At 66.7% G+C, this 15,822-nt stretch carries 13 protein-coding genes; 3 read left to right on the top strand and 10 right to left on the bottom strand.

Translation table 11 applies throughout. The features are described from left to right. Positions 1-3 precede the first annotated feature (3 nt). Together VXJ37_RS01905 and VXJ37_RS01900 are read left to right on the top strand one after the other, a co-directional pair. Entirely contained in the window at positions 4-1,500 is a 1,497-nt protein-coding gene (locus VXJ37_RS01905) for a catalase (RefSeq protein ID WP_331321381.1), read from the top strand. A gap of 140 nt (positions 1,501-1,640) precedes the next feature. Then, the gene (locus VXJ37_RS01900) at positions 1,641-2,276 is read left to right on the top strand and encodes a DUF2461 domain-containing protein (protein ID WP_331321380.1); all 636 of its coding nucleotides are present in this window, start codon (positions 1,641-1,643) and stop codon (positions 2,274-2,276) included. A 139-nt stretch (positions 2,277-2,415) separates the two neighbouring features. Here the strand turns inward: VXJ37_RS01900 and VXJ37_RS01895 are convergent, their stop codons facing one another. The 9 genes from VXJ37_RS01895 to VXJ37_RS01855 all read right to left on the bottom strand — a co-directional run bounded on the left by VXJ37_RS01895 (position 2,416) and on the right by VXJ37_RS01855 (position 13,223). Further along, positions 2,416-3,969: an amino acid permease gene (locus tag VXJ37_RS01895; RefSeq protein WP_331321379.1), complete on the bottom strand. Its 1,554-nt coding sequence runs from the start codon at positions 3,967-3,969 to the stop codon at positions 2,416-2,418. Between the two features lie 174 nt (positions 3,970-4,143). After that, positions 4,144-4,551: a DUF779 domain-containing protein gene (locus VXJ37_RS01890; protein WP_331321378.1), complete on the bottom strand. Its 408-nt coding sequence runs from the start codon at positions 4,549-4,551 to the stop codon at positions 4,144-4,146. Next, positions 4,551-5,573 (bottom strand): alcohol dehydrogenase AdhP, encoded by a 1,023-nt coding sequence (gene adhP, locus VXJ37_RS01885; protein ID WP_331321377.1) that lies wholly within the window; start codon positions 5,571-5,573, stop codon positions 4,551-4,553. The genes VXJ37_RS01890 and adhP overlap by 1 nt, the downstream gene beginning before the upstream one ends. Positions 5,574-5,612: 39 nt before the next feature. Next, the gene (exaC, locus tag VXJ37_RS01880; protein ID WP_331321376.1) at positions 5,613-7,136 is read right to left on the bottom strand and encodes an acetaldehyde dehydrogenase ExaC; all 1,524 of its coding nucleotides are present in this window, start codon (positions 7,134-7,136) and stop codon (positions 5,613-5,615) included. Between the two features lie 169 nt (positions 7,137-7,305). Beyond that, positions 7,306-8,685, bottom strand: coding sequence for a GAF domain-containing protein (locus VXJ37_RS01875; RefSeq protein WP_331321375.1), 1,380 nt, complete (start codon positions 8,683-8,685; stop codon positions 7,306-7,308). Between the two features lie 81 nt (positions 8,686-8,766). Next, the gene (locus VXJ37_RS01870; protein WP_331321374.1) at positions 8,767-10,041 is read right to left on the bottom strand and encodes a glycosyltransferase; all 1,275 of its coding nucleotides are present in this window, start codon (positions 10,039-10,041) and stop codon (positions 8,767-8,769) included. After that, positions 10,041-10,661, bottom strand: coding sequence for a TetR/AcrR family transcriptional regulator (locus VXJ37_RS01865; RefSeq protein WP_331321373.1), 621 nt, complete (start codon positions 10,659-10,661; stop codon positions 10,041-10,043). Before VXJ37_RS01865 ends, VXJ37_RS01870 begins: the two co-directional genes overlap by 1 nt. Before the next feature lie 60 nt (positions 10,662-10,721). Beyond that, a complete protein-coding gene (locus VXJ37_RS01860) occupies positions 10,722-12,182 on the bottom strand; it encodes an FAD-dependent oxidoreductase (protein WP_440589764.1) in 1,461 nt (486 codons plus the stop codon). Positions 12,183-12,227: 45 nt separating this feature from the next. Beyond that, positions 12,228-13,223 (bottom strand): DNA topoisomerase IB, encoded by a 996-nt coding sequence (locus VXJ37_RS01855; RefSeq protein WP_331321477.1) that lies wholly within the window; start codon positions 13,221-13,223, stop codon positions 12,228-12,230. A 118-nt stretch (positions 13,224-13,341) separates the two neighbouring features. On the opposite strand from VXJ37_RS01855, the gene rarD reads away from it, so the two are divergent. Then, positions 13,342-14,367, top strand: coding sequence for an EamA family transporter RarD (gene rarD, locus VXJ37_RS01850; protein ID WP_440589763.1), 1,026 nt, complete (start codon positions 13,342-13,344; stop codon positions 14,365-14,367). Between the two features lie 79 nt (positions 14,368-14,446). On the opposite strand, the gene gabT is transcribed toward rarD, so the two are convergent. Beyond that, entirely contained in the window at positions 14,447-15,817 is a 1,371-nt protein-coding gene (gene gabT, locus VXJ37_RS01845) for a 4-aminobutyrate--2-oxoglutarate transaminase (RefSeq protein ID WP_331321372.1), read from the bottom strand. Between the last annotated feature and the right edge of the window lie 5 nt (positions 15,818-15,822).

The following is a 15,822-nucleotide window of genomic DNA, read 5'->3' as shown; positions in this document are numbered from 1 at the left end:
ACAATGACTGCCGTTTCCACAACCCAGTCAGGCGCGCCGGTTACGTCCGACGCACACTCGAAGTCAGTTGGTGCCGATGGTGCCATCATTCTGACCGACCACTACCTGGTGGAAAAGCTCGCCCAGTTCAACCGTGAGCGGGTCCCGGAGCGCGTAGTGCACGCCAAGGGCGGCGGTGCATTCGGCACGTTCAAGACCACCGAGGACGTCTCCAAGTACACCAAGGCAGCATTCCTGCAGCCCGGCGTCGAGACCGAAATGCTCATCCGCTTCTCCTCCGTGGCCGGCGAGAACGGCTCCCCGGACACCTGGCGCGACCCCCGCGGTTTCGCCGTGAAGTTCTACACCACCGAGGGCAACTACGACCTGGTGGGCAACAACACCCCCGTCTTCTTCATCCGCGACGGCATCAAGTTCCCGGACTTCATCCACTCCCAGAAGCGCCTGCCGGGCACCCACCTGCGCGACGCCGACATGCAGTGGGACTTCTGGACCCTGTCCCCCGAGTCCGCACACCAGGTCACCTGGCTCATGGGCGACCGCGGCCTGCCCGCCTCCTGGCGTGAAATGCAGGGCTACGGCTCGCACACCTACCAGTGGATCAACGCCGAGGGCGAGCGGTTCTGGGTGAAGTACCACTTCAAGTCCAACCAGGGCGTGAACTCCATGAGCTCCGAGCAGGCCGAACAGCTTGCCGGCTCGGACGCGGACTTCTACATCCGCGACCTGTCCGAGAACATCGAGGCCGGCAACTTCCCGTCCTGGGACCTGCACGTCCAGGTGATGCCCTACGAGGATGCCAAGACCTACCGCTTCAACCCGTTCGACCTGACCAAGGTGTGGCCGCACAGTGACTACCCGCTGATTAAGGTTGGCACCATGGAGCTGAACCGCAACCCGGAGAACTACTTCGCGCAGATCGAGCAGGCCACCTTCGCGCCGTCGAACTTCGTGCCCGGCATCGCTGCCTCCCCGGACAAGATGCTGCAGGCCCGCATCTTCTCCTACGCGGACGCACACCGCTACCGCGTGGGCACCAACCACGCCCAGATCCCGGTGAACCAGCCCAAGAACCAGGTGAACAACTACAGCCAGGACGGCCAGGGACGTTTCCTGTTCAACGCCCCCTCGGTTCCGGTCTACGCCCCCAACACCTTTGGTGGACCGGCTGCACTTGAGCCGCAGAACCCGGCCGGCGGCTGGGAGAACGACGGCGAGCTGACCCTTTCCGCGCACTCCCTGCACGCCGAGGACGGCGATTTCGTCCAGGCCGGTGCGCTGTACCGCGAGGTCTACAACGAAGCCGAGAAGGCCCGGTTCCTGGAGACCATCACCGGCGCCGTGGGCGGCGTGAAGCGCTCCGACATCAAGGAACGCGCCATCCAGTACTGGACCAATGTCGACGCCGAACTGGGCGCCAAGCTCCGCGCCAACCTGGGCGCAGCCGATGCACCCTCGGCTCCCACCTCGGACGCTGAGTCCGCCAACAAGGTTGGCTGACCAGGCTTCCTGTCCGTTGAACTGAAAGACCACCCCGTCACGGGTTTTCCGTGGCGGGGTGGTCTTTTTGCTGCCGTGTTTTTGCACATACGGTCCAGGTTCCCTGGCCTGCCCCCGGGCCCGGTCCTAGGCTCCATTGCATGGACACATTTGCAGGCATTCCCCCGGAAGCCTTCCGCTTCTATGAGGAGCTGGAAGGCAACAACAACCGCGAGTGGTGGCTGGCGCACAAGGACACGTACCAGGCCGCCGTCAAGGAGCCCCTTGTCCGGCTGCTTACTGGACTGGAGCCGGAATTCGGGCCGGCCAAGCTGTTCCGCCCCTACCGCGACGTCCGGTTCTCCCAGGACAAGTCGCCTTACAAGACCGCCCAGGGCGCCTTCGCCACCCGGCAGGAAGGGGTGGGCTATTACCTTCAGGTCAGCGCCGACGGCCTGCTGGTGGGCGGCGGCTACCGCTCCCACACGCCGGCGCAGCTTGCCCGGTTCCGGGCTGCCGCCGATGCGTCCGCAAGCGGCGCAGCGCTGCAGGAAATCGTGGACTCGATCGCGGCCGCGGGGTTCAGCATTGAGGGCGAAAAACTCAAGACTGTTCCGCGCGGGTTCGACCCCCACCACCCCCGCGCCGAACTCCTCAAGCACAAGACCCTGTACACCGGATCGCACTTGGGCGTGCCCGGGTGGGTGTCCTCCGCTGCGGCCACGGAGGAGATTGCTGCCCGCTGGCGGCAGGTGCGTCCGCTGGTGGAGTGGGTGGGCCGGAATGCGGCGCCGTGACCGCCCCGGAACGCTGAATCAGCGGGAACACCGCGGGGGCGAACTGCGCGGCCGGGCCGGCACTGCGGACCGGCCGGAGATGCTGCTGCCCGCCCGGCACAAGCCGGACGGGCAGTTCAACAGCAGGAGCTGCGGGCCGTCAGGTGCGGCTCAGCTCATCCTCGTCCTCAGACTCGGCGGCCGCGCGGGGAGCGGTGCCGTTGACGCTGGCCTTGGCGCCGGCGAAGCGCTCATTGAGCCGTGAGTGGCGCTGGCCGTAGGCGAAGTAGATCGCCAGGCCCAGGACCAGCCAGAAGGCAAAGAAGATCCAGGTCTCCACGGCCAGGTTGGTCATCAGGTACAGGCACAGCACGGCAGAGACGATGGGGAGCACCTTGCCGAACGGTACGCGGAAGGCAGGCTTCAGGTCCGGCCGCTTCTTCCGGAGCACCAGGATGCCCAGGCTGACCACCACGAACGCGGAGAGGGTGCCGATGTTGATCATTTCCTCGAGCAGGTCCACGTTGGTAAGGCCGGCCACCAGCGCAACTGCGGCACCGCAGATGATCTGCAGGCGCACGGGGGTCGAACGCTTGTCGCTGGTCTTGGACAGCGCCCGCGGCAGCAGGCCGTCGCGGCTCATGGCCAGCACCACGCGGGACAGGCCCATGAGGAGCACCATGATCACGGTGGTCAGGCCCACCAGGGAACCAAAGGCGATGACCTTGGCGGCGGACGTGTCACCCACGGCTTCGAAGGCGGTGGTGAGGGTGGGGCTCTTGGCTTCGGCCAGCTTGGTGTAGGAGACCATGCCGGTCAGGGCCAGGGAGACGAGGATGTACAGCAGCGTCACCAGGGCCAGGCCGCCGAAGATGCCGCGCGGCAGGGTTTTCTGCGGGTTCTTCACTTCCTCGGCTGAGGTGGCCACCACGTCGAAGCCGATGAAGGCGAAGAACACCAGTGCGGCACCGGCGAAGATGCCCATGGTGCCGTACTGTGCGGGGGCTGCGCCGGTGAGGAAACCGAAGAAGGACTGCTTCAGGACGTCCGCGGCGCCGGTGCCGGCGGTGGGCTCGGCAGCGGGAACGAACGGCGTGTAGTTCTCGAACTTCACGTAGGTGAAGCCCACCACGATCACGAACAGCACCACGGCGATCTTGATCAGGGTGAAGATGTTGCCCACGCGGGCGGACAGCTTGGTGCCCAGCACCAGCAGCACGGTGAAGATGGCCACGATCAGGAAGGCGCCCCAGTAGAGGTCCACCCCGCCCAGCGAGATGGACGGCGGGACGTCGAGTCCGGTGAGGGCGAAGACCTTGCTCAGGTAGATGCCCCAGTACTTGGCGATCACGGCCGCGGCGGTGAACAGCTCAAGGATCAGGTTCCAGCCGATGATCCAGGCAAGGAGTTCGCCCATGGTGGCGTACGTGAAGACGTAGGCGGAGCCCGCCACGGGGATGGCGGTGGCAAACTCGGCGTAGCACATGATGGCCAGCGCACAGGTTACAGCTGCGATGGCAAAGGAGAGCGTCACGGCAGGGCCGGCGAAGTTGGCCGCGGCCTTCGCGCCAACCGAGAAGATGCCGGCACCGACAGCAACGGCGACGCCCATGATCATGAGGTCCCAGGTGCTGAGGGAACGCTTGAGTTTGCGTCCGGGCTCATCGGCGTCGGCGATCGACTGCTCGATGGATTTTGTCCGCAGAAGATTCATAGGGGGTCACAATCCTGGTTTGTGAGGGAAACAGACCTATCAACGATAGTGTCCATCCACTGGACGGCCCCAATCGTCCCGAATAGTGAGACGGTCCCTTTGCCGAACATTCTTCTGCCAGCGCACTCGGGGCCCTCCGAATGGAGAGCCCCGAGTGGCCGTTGATCGAACTTCCTAGGCAGGCCAGTCCATCAGTGTTGACCGGATCAGGAAGCGTTTACCTTCAGGCGCTTCAACGGAAAAGCCGCTCCCCCTGCCGGGCACCACGTCAACCGTGAGGTGGGTGTGGCTCCAGTAGTTGAACTGCTCCCTGGACATCCAGAACTCAAGCGGCATGGGCTGGATGCCGCCGGACAGGTCGAACAGCCCCAGCAGGACATCCGAGTCGCCCGTGATGAACTCCCCGGCCGGGTAGCACATGGGCGAGGACCCGTCGCAGCAGCCGCCGGACTGGTGGAACATGAGCGGGCCGTGCCGGTCCCACAGCATCCGCAGCAGGTGCACCGCGGCCGGCGTGAGCGCAACCCGGGAAAAATCTTCCCCGGTCAGCGTCACGGCGGCGTCGAGTCCTTCCGCCGGCATCAGAACCTCAGCACCACGCGGCCGTCGATCTTGGCGTGCTTCATCTCATCGAGCACGGCATTGACCTCCGACAGTTCCCGCACGGACACGGTGGGGTGGATCTTCCCCCGGGCATAGAAGTCCAGGGCTTCCTCCATGTCCTGCCGGGTGCCGACGATCGAGCCGCGGACAGTCAGTCCCTTGAGCACAATCTCGAAGATCGGCGCCGGGAAATCCCCCGGCGGCAGTCCGTTGAACACGATGGTGCCGCCGCGGCGGGCCATCCCAATGGCCTGTCCGAACGCTGACGGGTGCACCGCAGTGACCAGAACTCCATGGCAGCCTCCTGTCTCCCGCTGGATCACCTCCGCCGGGTCCTCATGCAGGGCGTTGACCGTGAGTTCAGCACCGTGGGCCTTGGCCAGGGCCAGTTTGTCGTCGGCGATGTCCACGGCCGCAACCCGGAGTCCCATGGCCACGGCATACTGGACGGCGATGTGGCCCAGGCCGCCGATGCCGGAAATGGTGACCCACTGGCCCGGCCGGGCCTCGGTCATCTTCAGGCCCTTGTAGACGGTGACGCCGGCGCAAAGCACCGGCGCCACTTCGACGGGGTCGGATCCCGCCGGTATGCGCGCCGCGAAACGGGAGTCCACCAGCATGTACTCCCCGAAGGAGCCGTCCACGCTGTACCCGCCGTTCTGCTGCGCCTCGCAGAGTGTTTCCCATCCGGTGCGGCAGTACTGGCAGTCGCCGCAGGCTGACCACAGCCACGCGTTGCCCACCAGGTCGCCGACGGCGAGGCCGGAAACCCCCTCACCCAGGGCCACCACTTCACCCACGCCCTCGTGCCCGGGCACGAACGGAGGGGAGGGTTTGACCGGCCAGTCGCCTTCCGCCGCATGGAGGTCGGTGTGGCAGACCCCGGTGGTCAGGACCTTGACCAAGGCCTGACCCGGCCCCGGCGTGGGGACGTCGAGGGTCTGGACCTGCAGGTCCTTGCCGAATTCGGTTACTACTGCTGCTTGCATTGTCGTCGTCATTGGCGAAATCCTTGCGTCGTTGTAGTGGTACGGGCCGGCCTAGAAGAAGCCGAGCTTGTTTTCGTCGTAGCTGACCAGGAGGTTCTTGGTCTGCTGGTAGTGGTCCAGCATCATGGCGTGGTTCTCACGGCCGATGCCGGAGGACTTGTAGCCGCCGAACGCGGCTCCTGCCGGGTAGGCGTGGTAGTTGTTGACCCAGACGCGTCCGGCCTGGATCTCGCGGCCGGCGCGGTAGGCCACGTTGCCGTTGCGGGACCAGACGCCGGCGCCCAGACCGTAGAGGGTGTCGTTGGCAATGCCCATGGCGTCGTTGTAGTCGCTGAACTTCGTCACCGCCACCACCGGGCCGAAGATCTCCTCCTGGAAGATCCGCATCCTGTTGTGGCCTTCGAACACGGTGGGCTGGACGTAGAAGCCGCCGGCGAGGTCGCCCGGCAGTTCTGCACGCGCGCCGCCGGTGAGCACCTTGGCACCTTCCTGCTTTCCGATGTCGATGTAGGACAGGATCTTTTCCAGCTGGTCGTTGGAAGCCTGCGCACCCACCTGGGTCTCGGTGTCCAGGGGGTTGCCCTGGATCATCTTCTCCACCCGTGCCACGGCGTCGGTCATGAAGGACTCGTAGATGTCCTCCTGCACCAGCGCCCGCGACGGGCAGGTGCAGACTTCGCCCTGGTTGAAGGCGAACAGCGCGAAGCCCTCCTGCGCCTTGTCATAGAAGGCGTCGTTTTCCTGGGCAACGTCGTTGAAGAAGATGTTGGGGCTCTTGCCGCCCAGTTCCAGGGTGACGGGAATGAGGTTCTGGCTGGCGTACTGGCTGATGAGACGGCCGGTGGTGGTTTCACCGGTGAAGGCAATCTTCCGGATCCGGGAGCTGGACGCCAGCGGCTTGCCGGCCTCCACACCGAACCCGTTGACCACGTTGATGACGCCGGCGGGCAGCAGGTCCCCGATCAGTTCCATCAGCACCAGGATGGACGACGGCGTCTGCTCTGCGGGCTTGAGGACCACGGTGTTGCCGGCGGCGAGCGCGGGCGCAAGCTTCCAGACGGCCATCAGGATGGGGAAGTTCCAGGGGATGATCTGGCCCACCACGCCGAGCGGTTCGTGGAAGTGGTAGGCGGTGGTGTTGTCATCGAGCTGGGACAGGCTGCCCTCCTGGGCGCGAACCGCTGAGGCGAAGTAGCGGAAGTGGTCCGAGGCCAGCGGCAGGTCGGCGTTGAGGGTTTCCCGGATGGGCTTGCCGTTGTCCCACGTTTCGGCCACGGCGAGCATCTCGAGGTTTTCGTCGATGCGGTCGGCGATCTTGTTCAGGATGGCGGCGCGTTCCGCCACGGAGGTCTTGCCCCAGGAGGGTGCGGCCTTGTGTGCCGCGTCCAGGGCGAGCTCGATGTCCTCGGCCGTGCCACGGGCCACCTGGCAGAACGCCTTGCCCGTCACGGGGGTGACGTTTTCGAAGTACTCGCCCTTCACCGGGGCCACCCATTCGCCGCCAATCCAGTTTTCGTACCGGTCCTTGAAGGTGACCTTCGAACCGTCGGTTCCCGGCTGTGCGTAAACGGTCATTGCTTAGCTCCTTTGCTGTGCAGAAGGCTGGCCCGTAGGGGCGCTCGCCAATGAAGCCAGCGTAGGAGCGGGGAGGTTGCAGCAAGGTTGCAACGGTGAGAGCTGAATCACAACACGTGGTTGAGCGTGCCGGAACCTGGTCCCTACAAGCTCAAGCACCGGTCGCCGGTCAGGCGCGCTGTTCGGCTTCCAGCCGTTCCAGGTCGGCCACGACGGCGGCCCGCTTGGGTGAGCGCGGCGGCAGGAGGCGGAGCGCCGCACGGCGGATCCCGACGTCGTCCCTTGCCTCGGGCAGCGCGGCGAATTTGAGCAGGGACTCGGCACTGCCGTCGGTGAGGACCGCTTCCCGGAGCAGGGATGAGACCCTCCTCCGCAGCTCCACGATGCCAGGCGCCTCAGAGCGGGGCAGCACCTCGCCGCGGTAAATCTCCAGGGCGATCCGGTGCGCGCCGCGCTGCAGGCAACTGAGCACCTGGCCCGTGTCCGGCACCAGGTCCAGCGGCAGCCGGTACGGCCGCGAACCGGGAACCGCGTCCGGGCTCAATTCCTGGATGACTTTGCGGAGGCGCACCATCTCGGCCCGGAGCGTGATGGTGGAGCCCTCCCCCGGGTACAGCAGCGTGCCAAGCTCCTCGGCGCTAAGCCCTTCCGGGTGCGTGCTGAGCAGGGCAAGGATCTCACTGTGCCGGGCGGACAGGGACACTGTCCGCCCTCCCAGGCTCAACAGCGCCTGGTCGCGGCCCAGCAACTGCAGGCTGTTCCGGTACAGGCTGCCTTCCCTGGCACGGCTGCCTGCCCCGGCACTCCTGCCCTGCGTGCCGGCGGCAGCCGGGGTCCGGCGTCGTACGGGCTTCCTGGCCAGCTCCGCAGCGTGCTGCAGCCGCTCCACCCGCAGCTGGGCCTGGGCTGCGGCCACTGTGGCCTCCACCAGCGACAGGGTGTGCGGCGCCACCGCCGTGGCCGTCCCGGTGATGTCCACGACGCCGAGGACCGCACCGGAATCCGGATCGTGGAAGGGGACGGCGGTGCAGCTCCAGGGATGGACAGCCCGCTGGTAGTGCTCCGCTCCGGCGATCTGGATTCCCCGGCCAAGGGCAAGGGCGGTGCCCGGCGCGCTGGTGCCTACGCTGGCCTCGGACCAGTCTGCCCCGGGAACGAACATCATGCCTTCTGCCCGGCGCTGGAGGGCGGGGTCGCCGTCCACCCACAACAGCCTGCCCACTTCATCACCCACGGCAACCAGGAGCCCGCTGTCATGGCTGGGCTGGACCAGGAGTTTGTTGATGACCGGCATGATCGCAGCCAGGGGGTGGCGCCGGCGGTAGTCCTCCAGCTCGTCCCAGTCGAAGGCGAGCGGGGCGGCCGCGTTGTCCGGGTTGGCTTTGAAGCGTGCGGAACGCTGCCAGGACTCCCGGATGAGGTTACGGAGGCCGGGGATTTCCGGGGTGGCATCGCCACGGCCCGCAGGTTCGTAAATGGCACCGTCCAGGCGCTCATGGCCCGCCAGCGCGGCGCGCTGGCGGGGTTCAGGATGGAGCAGGTTCGTCATCGAACTCCCGGTCCGGAATTTTTGCCCTGCTTTGCAGGGCTGGGGGTGGCCAAGCAAGCATAGCCGGACAAAAACCCGGTGTCATGGGTGTACGCCAACCAGCGCCTCCAAGGCATCCGCTCCTGCTGCCGCACCGCCTGCCGCAGAGTAGCCCCGGGCAACCCGCCGCGCGCCCGGGGCTTTGGTCCGCGCCTGGTGAACGGCGGCCCGGAGCCGCTCGGGAGTGAGGTGTTTCCGGTTGAGCCGTACCCCGGCGTCTGCGGCCACCACCCGTGCCGCAACCTCGTGCTGGTCGCGGCCGAAGGGAACCACCACCACGGGCACCCCTTTGGAGAGTGCCTTCTGCGTTGCCCCCATCCCGCCGTGGGTGATGGCGACAGCGGCATGGTCCAGGACCGGGCCGTGGGAAACGAAATGCTCCAGCCTGGCATTGGAGGGAACCGGCCCGAAGCCGTCAGTCCCCGATGCCCGGTTCGCACCGGCCGATCCGGCTTCCGCCGCCGGCACGGTGGCAACCACGGTGAAGGGTTCGGCAGCAAGGCCGGCCAGCGCGGCCCTGACAATGGCTTGGTCCGCCTGGTATTCGGAGGAGGTGGTCACCAGCACGAAAGGCTCCGCTCCCTCCCGCAGCCACGCGGGAGGTTCCCCGGCCGGCTCCCACTGGAGCGCGCCGATCATGCGCACGTCCGGACCCCAGTCCGGATGCGGGTACTCGAATGGTTCGGATGTGGCAACGAGCATGAGCGGGGCAGTCCGGAACATGTCATCCGCACCGCTGACCGGACGAAGGCTGCCGCCGGCCAGGTCCGCCCGCAGGGAGTTGATGCGCGGCAGCATCAACTTTTCGACGGCGCCAATCACCAGGCGCCGCACCACCGCATCGCGGACCATGCCCAGCGGACCGGACATGGGGGCGAGCCCGGGGCCAAACGGGGGTGTCCCCCGTGACTGCAGCGGCGGCGTGTACGGACTGAAAGTGGCCCATGGCAGGCCGGAGGACTCAGCCTGGATGCGGGCACCCCAGGCGTTGATGTCCACCAGGAGCAGGTCCGGACGAACAGCGTCGATGGCCCTTTGGAGGTCAGGTGCATCAAAGCGTGCGCGGGCCGTGAACGTTTCCACACTGGAAGCGAGCGCCGCCTTGGAGTTTCCGGCACGGTAGTCGGTGGCTTCGATCGCCAGGATGCGCTCATCCACGGGTTCGGCCTGGAACCCTTCCTTCCGGAGCACGGGAACCTGCCGGCGGAGGGTGCGGACGTGGACTGCGTGGCCCCGGGCCTTGAGCTCCTGGAGCAGCGGAACCATCGGGAACAAGTGGCCGATGGCGGGTGAGGTGTAGGCAAGGACGGTGGACATCAGGACCTCCGGGTGAAGGGTTCCAGCATTTCGAGCAGGGACTGTTCCACCTGGTCGCGGCTGAGCCCTGCGTCGAGGCGGAGCAGCTTCCAGGTGTAGACGTCGCAAAGCGCGACGAACTGGGCCAGCCGGCGGTCGCGGTCCGGACTGCCCTCCGGGCTTGCCAGGAACACGGGGTCCAGGAAGGGGGCGAAGACCCGTGCGCACCACTGGCGGTGCAGGTTGCGGCCGCCCTCGGTGATCTGCGCCAGCTCGGGTGAAGCCTGCTCCTCGGCCAGGAGCTTGAGGGCCAGGCTCCCGGTGGTTTCGTAGTGTTCCAGGAGATTGTCGACGGCGGTGGGCACGTCGCCGGGAGGAGCAGCGTTGCGCTGGCTGCCCACCCGGTCCATCGCGGCCTTGGCGCAGGCGCCGATAAGGCCTGCCCGGTCACCGAACCTGCGGATGACGGTCTGGACCGTCACGCCGGCCCGTTCCGCCACTGCATTGAGCGTGACCTCGCTCAGCGGCCGCTCAACGAAGAGGTCTTCGGTGGCCTGCAGGATCCGGCGCCCGGTTTGGGCGGCGGAAGAAGCCCGCTTGGGCGAATCGTAGGCTCGGCTCTTTGCCGCGGCCATATTCATGTTAATCAGATTAACTCGAATACGGCTCACGGGACAGGGCACAAAGTCCCGGGATAGGGCTCAGTCGCGCGAGATGCGGATCATGTCCTCGCGCGGCACCACCTTGATGCGTTCGCGCACCACATGGTCCAGGCCCTCAGGCCCGGTCCAGGCCGCGCCGAGCCCTGCCTCATGGGCATCAAGCTTGTTCCAGCCTTCCCAGGTGGTGTACTGGATGCCGCGTTCCTCGAGCAGGTCGATAATGGCCTGCGGGTCCGGGTTCTGCGCGGCCGGGAGGTTCAGCCGGTCCTCCAGCAGGAAGCCGATGGTCTCCAGCGCATCACCCTTGGTGTGGCCGATCAGCCCGACCGGACCGCGCTTGATCCACCCCGTGGTGTAGATGCCGGGAACCGGGTTGCCCTCGGCGTCCAGGACGCGGCCGCCCTGGTTCGGGATGACGCCGCGCTTGGCGTCGTACTCCAGTTCATCAAGGGCCGAGCCATGGTAGCCAATGGCACGGTATACGGCCTGGACCGGATACTCGACGTACTCACCCGTCCCCTTCGCATTGCCGGTCCCGTCCAGTTGCATGCGCTCAAACTTGATGCCGCCCACCTTGCCCGCGCCGTCGTCGAGCACTTCAACGGGGCTGTGCAGGAAGTGCAGGTGCAGCCTGCGGGAGGAAGGGTTTTCAGACTCGGCGTGTTCCTCCACCAGCCAGTTGGTGAGGGTGTTCACCATGGTCTTGACCTGGTTGTTAGTGCGGATGGCCTCGTCCGAGGCCTCGTCGAATTCAAAATCCTCCGGATACAGGACGATGTCCACGTCATCCATGTGGCTGAGCTCGCGCAGCTCCAGCGGGGTGAACTTGACCTGGGCCGGCCCGCGGCGGCCGAAGACGTGGACATCGGTGACCGGCGAGGCCTTCAGGCCCTGGTAGACGTTGTCCGGGATCTCCGTGGTAAGCAGTTCTTCGGGGTGCTTGACCAGCATGCGGGCCACATCCAGCGCCACGTTGCCGTTGCCGATGACGGCAATTTCCCTGGCCTCCAGGGGCCATTCGCGCGGGACATCCGGGTGGCCGTCGTACCAGGACACGAAGTCCGCGCCGCCGAAGGAGCCCTGCAGGTTGATGCCCGGGATATCAAGGTCCGCGTCCTTGATGGCGCCGGTGGAGAAGATCACGGCGTCATAGAACGCGCGGAAATCGTGCAGCGTGAGGTCCCGGCCGTAGGTCACGTTGCCCAGGAAGCGGATGTCACCCCGGTCCAAAACCTTGTGCAGGGCGTTGACGATGCCCTTGATCCGGGGATGGTCCGGGGCAACGCCGTACCGGATCAGGCCATAAGGCGCCGGATAGGCCTCGAAGAGGTCGATGCTGACCTGGAAGTCGCCGTCCTTCACCCCGCTGGATTTGGTGAGGATGTCCGCAGCATAGACTCCTGCCGGTCCCGCGCCGACAATGGCGACGCGGAGGGGACGGTTGGCGGCGGTTTCGCTGTGGTTGGACACCGGGAGCCCTTCTGAACTGGTCCTGCTCATGATCCATGAGGGTGCGCAGCATGGTGCCCCGCACAGTCCCCCATTCTAGTTGGCGGCAAGCGCCACCACCTTGCCTTCGCGGTACAGCAGCGCCCGCAGTTCCGCTTCCGCCGAGTCAAGCCGTTTCGGATCAATGGTTTCGCCGTCCTGGTAGTGGTCCACCACCCGCGGGTCCACGTAGCTCTTGCGCGCAATGGAGGGCGTGTTTCCCAGCGTCTCCGCGGCGTCGTACATGGCGCGGCTGATGGCCCGCTTCCGCTTGGCCGCCGTCCGCTGGACTCCGGTCCGCGCCAGGCTTTCCGCGGCCGCGACGGTCCCGCGCAGGGTCCGGAAGTCCTTGGCCGTGAAATCGGAGCCGGTACGCTCCTTCACATAGGCATTGATGTCCGCGCTGGTGACCGGCCGCCACCTCCTGCCCTCCTTGTAGGCAAGAAGCCGGGCGTTGGGCCCGCGGCGCTTGAGCAGCCGCAGCAGGACGGCGAGGTCGGGGTCGCGGATTTCGGATTCCCAGTCCTTGCCGCTCTTGGCCGGGAACCGCAGCGTAATCCGGTCCTTCCGCACCTGGACGTGTGCGCACAACAGGGTGGCCAGCCCGCGGCTGCCGTTCTCATTGGTGTACCGTTCCGACCCCACCCGGAGGGAGCCACTGTCCAGCATCCGGAACGCCCCGGCCAGGACGCGCTCCCGGGTGAACCCGTCGCTGCGAAGGTCCATCGTGACGCGGCGGCGGGCTGCGGGCAGGGATTCGGCCAGCTGGAGGGACCGGTCGAACTTCACCCGGTCCTTACGCTCGCGCCATTCCGGATGGTAGATGTACTGGCGCCTGCCCACGGCATCCACGCCCGTGGCCTGGATGTGGCCGTTCTCGAACGGGGCAATCCAGACGTCGGTCCATGCCGGTGGAATCCCGATGCTTTCCAGCCTGTCCCGGACGGGGCCCGGCGGCAGGGTGGACCCGTCCAGGTCCCGGTAGCTGAACCCCGTGCCGGCCGGCACCCTGCGGTAGCCGCGGCCGGAGGCGTTGCTGCGCCGGAGCCTCATGGGGTGGGCTCCGGGAAAGGCGCACATGTCATGAAAGCAAGCCTACTGATTATTTTCCGGATTGCCGCCTGCCTGGTGGAATACCTGCCCGCCGGATGCTGTTATTGAGAGCGTGCCCATGCCAGAAGGAACCTCCCCAGCCACCCGCGTCGCCACATCCGCAGCCTCCTCCCCTGCGGCCACCTCCAGGGCAGGCGGGCCGGCTTCGGGCCCCAAGCCCGCGGGTGGGGACACGACGACGGGAATGCTGTTCGGCATCGGCGCGTACGTTTTGTGGGGGCTGCTGCCCCTGTACTTCTTCATCCTCATGCCCGCAGGCGCCGTCGAAATTGTCGCCAACCGCGTGGTGTGGTCCTTGCTGTTCTGCGCGCTCCTGATCACAGTCACCAGGACGTGGCGGGTGCTGGCCGCGGCGCTGAAGGACCGGCGGGTCTTTGGTTCCCTGGCGCTGGCCGCCTTCCTGATCGCCATCAACTGGCTGACCTACACCTATGGGGTGACCACCGGCCAGGCCGTGGAAACGTCACTGGGCTACTTCATCAACCCGCTCGTCTCGGTCCTGCTGGGCGTACTCGCCCTGAAGGAAAAACTCCGCCCGCTCCAGTGGGCCGCGGTCGGCGTCGGCTTCGTGGCCGTGGGCGTCCTGACCTATTCCTACGGAAAGCTGCCCTGGATCGCCCTGACGCTGGCGTTCAGCTTTGGCCTGTACGGTTTCGTAAAGAACCGGGTGGGGTCGAAGGTGGATGCCATCACCAGCCTCAGCGTGGAGACCATGGTGCTCGCCCCGCTGGCCGCCGTGGCCATGGTGGTCCTGGCGGCCGGGGGCACTTCAACCCTGACGTCGCAGGGTGCGGGACACTTCTGGCTGCTGCTGGCCTCGGGCGTGATCACCGCTGTGCCGCTGCTCTTCTTCGGCGCGTCCGCACGGCGGCTGCCCATGACCACTATCGGGCTCCTCCAGTATTTTGCTCCCGTCCTGCAGTTCCTGGTGGCCCTGCTGGTGTTCCGAGAGTCAATGACCGTTGAGCGCTGGATCGGGTTCGGGGTGGTGTGGCTGGCGCTGTTGCTGCTGACCCTCGACATGCTGGGGGCCGCCCGCAGGAACTCCCTGGCGCGCAGGGCCGCGCTGCGCCGGGCCGACTGAATAGAAGCGCTTAGAGCAGGAGGGCGGCCCCGCATCTGCGGAGCCGCCCTCCTTATGCTGCCGGGAGGAGTCGTCCCGGTTAGGCGTGGGCCTTGATGGCGGCGGCGAGGACTTCCAGGCCGTCGGAGAGCAGCTCATCGGTGATGACCAGCGGCGGCAGCAGGCGGATGACGTTGCCGTAGGTGCCGCAGGTGAGGATGATGACGCCTTCCTTCAGGCAGGCGGCGGCCACGGCCTTGGTCAGGTCCGGGTTCGGTTCCTTGGAGCCGGCCTGGACGAGTTCGACGGCGAGCATGGCACCGCGGCCGCGGACGTCACCGATCACAGCGGTACCGGCGCCGGCCAGTTCTGCCTGCAGGTCGCGGAGGCGGCCCAGTGCAAGTTCCTCGATGTGGCGGGCGCGGCCGTTGAGGTTGTACTCCTCCATGGATCCGATGGCGGCCAGCGCAGCGGCGCAGGCTACCGGGTTGCCGCCGTAGGTGCCGCCCAGGCCGCCCGGGTGGACAGCGTCCAGCAGGTCGGCGCGGCCGGTGATGGCGGACAGCGGCATGCCGCCGGCGATGCCCTTGGCCATGGTCATGATGTCCGGGACGACGCCTTCGTGGTTGACGGCAAACCATTCACCGGTGCGGCAGAAGCCGGACTGGACCTCGTCGGCGATGAAGACGATGCCCTTTTCCTTGGCCCAGGCGGCCAGTGCGGGCAGGAAGCCCTCGGCCGGGACGATGAAGCCGCCCTCGCCCTGGATGGGTTCGATGATGATCGCGGCAACCTGGTCGCCGCCGATCTGCTTCTCGATCATGGTGATGGCGCGCTTGGCTGCCTCGGCACCGGTGATGGCCGGGTTTTCCTCGCGGTACGGGTAGCTCATCGGCATCCGGTAGACCTCAGGGGCGAACGGGCCGAAGTTGGTCTTGTACGGCATGGCCTTGGCGGTCAGCGCCATGGTGAGGTTGGTGCGGCCGTGGTAGGCGTGGTCGAAGGCGACGACGGCGTCCCGGCCGGTGGCCAGGCGGGCCACCTTGACGGCGTTCTCCACTGCCTCGGCGCCGGAGTTGAAGAGGACGGTGCGCTTTTCGTGGTCGCCCGGGGTGAGCCGGTTCAGCTGCTCGGCGACGGCCACGTAGCCTTCGTACGGCGTGACCATGAAGCAGGTGTGGGTGAAGTGCTCCACGGCTTCCTTGACGGCGCCCACGACGGCGGGGTCGGAGGCACCCACGCTGGTCACGGCGATGCCTGAGCCGAGGTCGATGAAGGAGTTGCCGTCGACGTCGTGGATGATTCCGCCGTCGGCGTCCGCAACGTAGACCGGGACGCTGGAGGCGACGCCGGCTGCCACCACGGACTTGCGGCGTTCGGTCAGTGCCACGGACTTGGGGCCCGGGAAGTCGGCCTGGACGTTGCGCTTCTGCTCCAGTCGGTACGTGATGTCTGATGCTGTGGTGGTCATTGCGG

Source organism: Pseudarthrobacter phenanthrenivorans, assembly GCF_036455295.1.
GTDB classification, from domain to species: domain Bacteria; phylum Actinomycetota; class Actinomycetes; order Actinomycetales; family Micrococcaceae; genus Arthrobacter; species Arthrobacter phenanthrenivorans_C.
This window is presented reverse-complemented; position numbering and strand designations above follow the sequence as displayed.

Excerpts from the sequence above, each read along its gene's own strand:
- VXJ37_RS01905 (WP_331321381.1), top strand. The coding sequence starts at position 4 with ATGACTGCCGTTTCCACAACCCAGTCAGGCGCGCCGGTTACGTCCGAC.
- VXJ37_RS01900 (WP_331321380.1), top strand. The coding sequence starts at position 1,641 with ATGGACACATTTGCAGGCATTCCCCCGGAAGCCTTCCGCTTCTATGAG.
- VXJ37_RS01895 (WP_331321379.1), bottom strand. The coding sequence starts at position 3,969 with ATGAATCTTCTGCGGACAAAATCCATCGAGCAGTCGATCGCCGACGCC.
- VXJ37_RS01890 (WP_331321378.1), bottom strand. The coding sequence starts at position 4,551 with ATGCCGGCGGAAGGACTCGACGCCGCCGTGACGCTGACCGGGGAAGAT.
- adhP (WP_331321377.1), bottom strand. The coding sequence starts at position 5,573 with ATGACGACGACAATGCAAGCAGCAGTAGTAACCGAATTCGGCAAGGAC.
- exaC (WP_331321376.1), bottom strand. The coding sequence starts at position 7,136 with ATGACCGTTTACGCACAGCCGGGAACCGACGGTTCGAAGGTCACCTTC.
- VXJ37_RS01875 (WP_331321375.1), bottom strand. The coding sequence starts at position 8,685 with ATGACGAACCTGCTCCATCCTGAACCCCGCCAGCGCGCCGCGCTGGCG.
- VXJ37_RS01870 (WP_331321374.1), bottom strand. The coding sequence starts at position 10,041 with ATGTCCACCGTCCTTGCCTACACCTCACCCGCCATCGGCCACTTGTTC.
- VXJ37_RS01865 (WP_331321373.1), bottom strand. The coding sequence starts at position 10,661 with ATGAATATGGCCGCGGCAAAGAGCCGAGCCTACGATTCGCCCAAGCGG.
- VXJ37_RS01860 (WP_440589764.1), bottom strand. The coding sequence starts at position 12,182 with ATGAGCAGGACCAGTTCAGAAGGGCTCCCGGTGTCCAACCACAGCGAA.
- VXJ37_RS01855 (WP_331321477.1), bottom strand. The coding sequence starts at position 13,223 with ATGAGGCTCCGGCGCAGCAACGCCTCCGGCCGCGGCTACCGCAGGGTG.
- rarD (WP_440589763.1), top strand. The coding sequence starts at position 13,342 with ATGCCAGAAGGAACCTCCCCAGCCACCCGCGTCGCCACATCCGCAGCC.
- gabT (WP_331321372.1), bottom strand. The coding sequence starts at position 15,817 with ATGACCACCACAGCATCAGACATCACGTACCGACTGGAGCAGAAGCGC.